A 4,681-nucleotide genomic window follows, 5' to 3' on the forward strand; every position below is an offset into this window, starting at 1 on the left:
ATGAAAGCATTAGTAATTTCTGGAGGAGGCAGTAAAGGCGCATACGCTGGTGGTGTGGCTGAGTATTTGATTAAGAAAGAGGGTAGAGATTACGATCTATATTTGGGTACTTCAACTGGTAGTCTGCTCATACCTCATTTAGCAGCAGGTAAGATTGATAAAATTCACAAGGTATTTACAAATGTTAATCAAAGAAATATATTTAGCGTCAATCCGTTTGTTGTTCGTAAAAAAGGAAATAGAGAATTTGTGTCGATTGATTTTTTAAACTCATTGTGGCAGTTTATTAAAATGAAACGCACATTTGGTGAGAGTAAGGCTTTACGTCGATATTTGAAAAAACATTTTACTTACGAAGAGTATCAAATCTTAAAAAAAACTAAAGATGATGTGGTAGTTACAGTCTCCAATTTATCTAAAAATATTGTTGAATATAAGTCTATAAAGGATTTTAGTTATGATGAATTTTGTGATTGGATTTGGATTTCTTGTAATTATATTCCGTTTATGTCATTAGTGAAGAAGAATGGGTTTGAATACGCCGACGGAGCCTTTGGTTGTGTTGTGCCCATTCGAGAAGCTATTTTGAGAGGTGCAACAGAAATTGATGCTATTATTTTAGAATCTGAAAGTATGGCTTATAATAAAGTGCTTGGTAAGAATCCGTTTTCTTTAATGCTAAACTTGTTTGGTCACCTTTTGGATCAGGTTGAGCGCAGTGATATTATAATCGGTAAGTTGGCCGCAAAAAACAAAAATGTAAAGCTAAATTTATATTATACACCTTCAAAACTTACTGAAAATTCTTTGGTTTTTAATAAAAAATTGATGTCTTCTTGGTGGCAACAAGGCTATTTGTATGCAAAAGAAAAATGCGAACGTGCAAGATCTAACGAGTTGCGCATGGAGGAATTACCATAAATCTGAGACCTCTTCTTTAATAAAAGACAGTGCCGCATCACTCGGTGAACGTCGTTCCATCATTTCGGTTAAAACAACTTCTCTCAGCTTATTTGCTGTGTCCGTTTTTTCTAGCATACTAGCTTTTCTAATTAATTGAATTGTAGCATTTTTTGCAGTTGTTGCGATGCTCCAACATTTATCGCTAATATATATTTGTTGAGATAGATTATGTTCAAACTCTTGCTCTATACTTTGTATAAGTAAAGTTTCGTAATCTGCTTTATTAGAGTTGTTTGGAGCAATTCTAATTAGTAATTTTGATGGCGATATGCGTTCTAAAAAAAGAGCTATACGTTCATAAGCCTGCAGGCGTAATGGCATCGCATTGACTTGCATGTCTTTTTTTAATAAAAAGCGTCTACGACCATCTTCGTTTTTTGTGTGTTCTCTAAAAAAGTAATAGGCTATAATTCCAGTGATTATTGAAGGAATAGCAAATAAGAAAAGGTCAAAAATTCTACTTAATTCCATAAAAAGATAATTTAATTACAAACATAGGTGGTTTGTGTTTATTGTACAAGAAATTATTAAATACTAGTGACTGTGAATAATATTTTCACGTAAAGATGTTAAGTTAAAATATAACTACAAAGAGTTTCAAAATGAGGAGTAGAGTGTTAATTTTAGCTTAATAAAATGTGGAATTTTTTTGAGATTGAGTAAGACTGAAAACTGCGACTGCAACTGAAAACTATTCAGCCCCTCCCAAATAGAAACAATCTTTTAAATTCTGCATACTCTTAAATGGCACAGATGCTTTCTCATACATATATGTTCTGCTTAATTCTTTTGAAAGGTGCTGATCGTCAACATTTATTTCAATATCACTCATTTTAAATTCACAAGGATGTTCATAACCGGCAGCATGAGTAATTTCTACTAACTCTTTTCTAAAAGTTTTAAAATATTGCGCTAAACGCTCAGATTTTAGTGTTGGGTCAATGCCATTTTGAAGCCATTTACTTTGAGTAGCCACACCACTTGGGCAACGATTGGTATGACATACTTGCGCCTGAATACAACCAATGCTCATCATCGCTTCTCTGGCCACATTAATGCAGTCTGCACCCATAGCAAAAGCCATAGCTGCTTTGGCCGGAAAACCTAATTTACCACTAGCTACAAAAACAATGCGCTCTGCTAATCCCTTATGCTTAAATAGTTTATATAAGTCGCTAAAGCCATAAACCCATGGCAAAGATACATGGTCTGCAAAGCTTGGAGGAGCAGCACCTGTTCCACCTTCACCACCGTCAACAGTAATAAAATCTGGGCCTTTCCCTGTTTTTATCATGATATCTGCTAATTCTTCCCATTGTTCTAGTTTACCAATAGCAGCTTTTATACCCACAGGTAAGCCTGTAGCTTCAGCTATTTTTTCAATGAAATCACACATTTCTAGTACATTAGAAAAGGCTTTGTGATTTGGAGGAGAGAGTACATCTTTACCAACTTCAACACCTCTAATGTCAGCTAATTCTTTAGTTATTTTTGCACCGGGTAAAACACCACCTTTCCCAGGTTTAGCGCCTTGTGATAGTTTTATTTCAATAGCTCGAATAAAAGGATTGTTATTAACGAGCTCTATCAATTTTTCCATAGAAAATCCGCCATCTTCAGCACGAACACCAAAATAACCTGTTCCGAAATGAAACACGACATCGCCTCCATTACTGTGATACGGTGATAAACCACCTTCTCCAGTATTATGATAGGCTCCGGCAATTTTCACTCCTTTGTTTAACGACTCTACCGCTTTCGCAGAAAGTGATCCAAAACTCATAGCAGAGACGTTTATTACTGATGCTGGTCTATAAGGTTTTTTCCTTTTATTAAATTCACCCATGACTTTAGCACAGGGTAAAAATGTTTGATCAATTTTATTAGGATGATTTTCAGGCAGTTTATAAGGCATCATGGCATTATTTATAAAAATATGTTGATGCTCATAGATATCTCTATCCGTTCCAAAACCTTCATAATTGTTTTCTTTTTTCGCTGAAGCATAAATCCAACCGCGTTCGATGCGATTAAAAGGTAATTCTTCTCTGTTGTTTGCTACAAAATATTGACGCATTTCCGGACCAATACTTTCAAGCCAATAGCGTAAATGTCCAACAATAGGAAAGTTGTGGCTTATTGTATGATTCTTTTGAAAAAATATATCGCGTATAGCTACAAGAACTAAGAAAAGTAAAATCCATGCCCACCAAGCTATGTTTGATAAAAAATCTAATATTGAATCCATGTTAATTATTTAAAAAATCAAAAGTTATTTGTGTGAATGCTTTAACTCCTAAAAGTAGTCCACTCTCATCAATTAAGAAATCTGGTGTATGGTGAAGCGGCGGTTTATTATTATTTTTAGGTTTTCCACCCAAATAAAAATAAAAACCAGGTATTTTTTCTTGATAAAATGAAAAATCTTCACCAATTGTTTCAGCCTTTATTTGTGTGACGTTATCTTTTCCAGCTGCAAGCTCTAAAGAAGGTAGCATTTTAGATACTAATTCATGATTATTATAGGTTACTGCTGTAAAATTTTCAAAGATAATACTAGCTTCACCACCATAGGCTTTAGCAATCGTTTCAGTCATGTCTTGCATACGTTTCATAATATGCATTTTCATTTTAGGATCTAAAGTTCTTACCGTACCTATAAGTTCAGCACTTTCAGGAATAATATTGAAGCGAACACCACTAGTAATTTTTCCAACACTAATTACTGCAGCTTCGTTAATAAGTTCCGATTCACGACTGATAATAGTTTGTAGGCCGTCAATAATTTTTGCTGAAATAAGGATAGGATCAACACCTAACCAAGGCTCAGACCCATGAGTTTGCTTGCCTTTTACATTAATGGTAAAGCGCTCTACAGCGGCCATAGCACCACCAGGTTTGTAATGAATTTGTCCTACATCAACACCAGAACGAATATGTAAACCAAAAATAGCATCTACTTTTGGATTTTCTAGAACACCTTCTTTTATCATGAGTTTAGATCCGCCTTCTTCTCCGGGTGGAGGACCTTCTTCTGCAGGTTGAAAAATAAATTTAACAGTACCATTAATCTTATCTTTATTTTTTGAAAGAATTTCGGCTACACCCATAAGAATAGCAGTATGTGCATCATGTCCGCAAGCATGAGCAACACCTGTTTTAGTTCCTAGAAACTTAGTTTCAACAATAGATTTGAATGGTAAATCATTACGTTCAGTCACAGGAAGCGCGTCAATATCAGCTCTTAACGCAATCACTTTTTCTGATGAATTTCCTTTTAAAATGGCAACCACGCCTGTATGGGCCACATGAGTTTGTACTTCTAAACCGAGTGATTTTAAATGTTTAGCAATTTTTTCTGAAGTTTTAAACTCTCTATTAGATAACTCAGGATTTTGATGAAAATCACGGCGCCATTTAATAACTTTCTGTTCAATTTCAATGTACTGTTTTTTTAAATCATTCTGAGAAAAAGCAAAAGAAATAAATAAGAAAAGTAATAGATTAAAGAGGGTTTTCATAGATAAATGAATTTTTTGAAGTTAAAGATATTCAAATTTTACTAAAGGATGGTGTAACGGTAAATTGTTTATAATTATTAATAATTCAAGTATAAAAAAAGCATAACATTGGTTAATTTCACGGGATAAAATTGAAGATGATTTGGAAAAGTATTTAAACCAGTTAAATGATGCACAATTAGAGCCTACAATTCAAG

The 4,681-nt window shown here is 34.1% G+C and carries 4 protein-coding genes; 1 reads left to right on the forward strand and 3 read right to left on the reverse strand.

The annotated features are described in order from the left end of the window. On the forward strand, positions 1–921 hold a 921-nt coding region (locus QZ260_RS08385; protein ID WP_295984998.1), incomplete at its 5' end, for a patatin-like phospholipase family protein. Here QZ260_RS08385 and QZ260_RS08390 read toward each other — a convergent pair. The 3 genes from QZ260_RS08390 to QZ260_RS08400 all read right to left on the reverse strand — a co-directional run bounded on the left by QZ260_RS08390 (position 913) and on the right by QZ260_RS08400 (position 4,484). Then, complete coding sequence (locus tag QZ260_RS08390) at positions 913–1,434, reverse strand: hypothetical protein (protein WP_295984999.1); 522 nt, start codon at positions 1,432–1,434, stop codon at positions 913–915. The genes QZ260_RS08385 and QZ260_RS08390 overlap by 9 nt on opposite strands. A 220-nt stretch (positions 1,435–1,654) precedes the next feature. Next, positions 1,655–3,211, reverse strand: coding sequence for an FMN-binding glutamate synthase family protein (locus QZ260_RS08395; RefSeq protein ID WP_295985001.1), 1,557 nt, complete (start codon positions 3,209–3,211; stop codon positions 1,655–1,657). A gap of 1 nt (position 3,212) precedes the next feature. After that, entirely contained in the window at positions 3,213–4,484 is a 1,272-nt protein-coding gene (locus tag QZ260_RS08400; RefSeq protein WP_295985004.1) for an amidohydrolase, read from the reverse strand. Positions 4,485–4,681 lie beyond the last annotated feature (197 nt).

The organism is uncultured Algibacter sp. (assembly GCF_905480415.1).
Taxonomy (GTDB): Bacteria; Bacteroidota; Bacteroidia; order Flavobacteriales; family Flavobacteriaceae; genus Algibacter_B.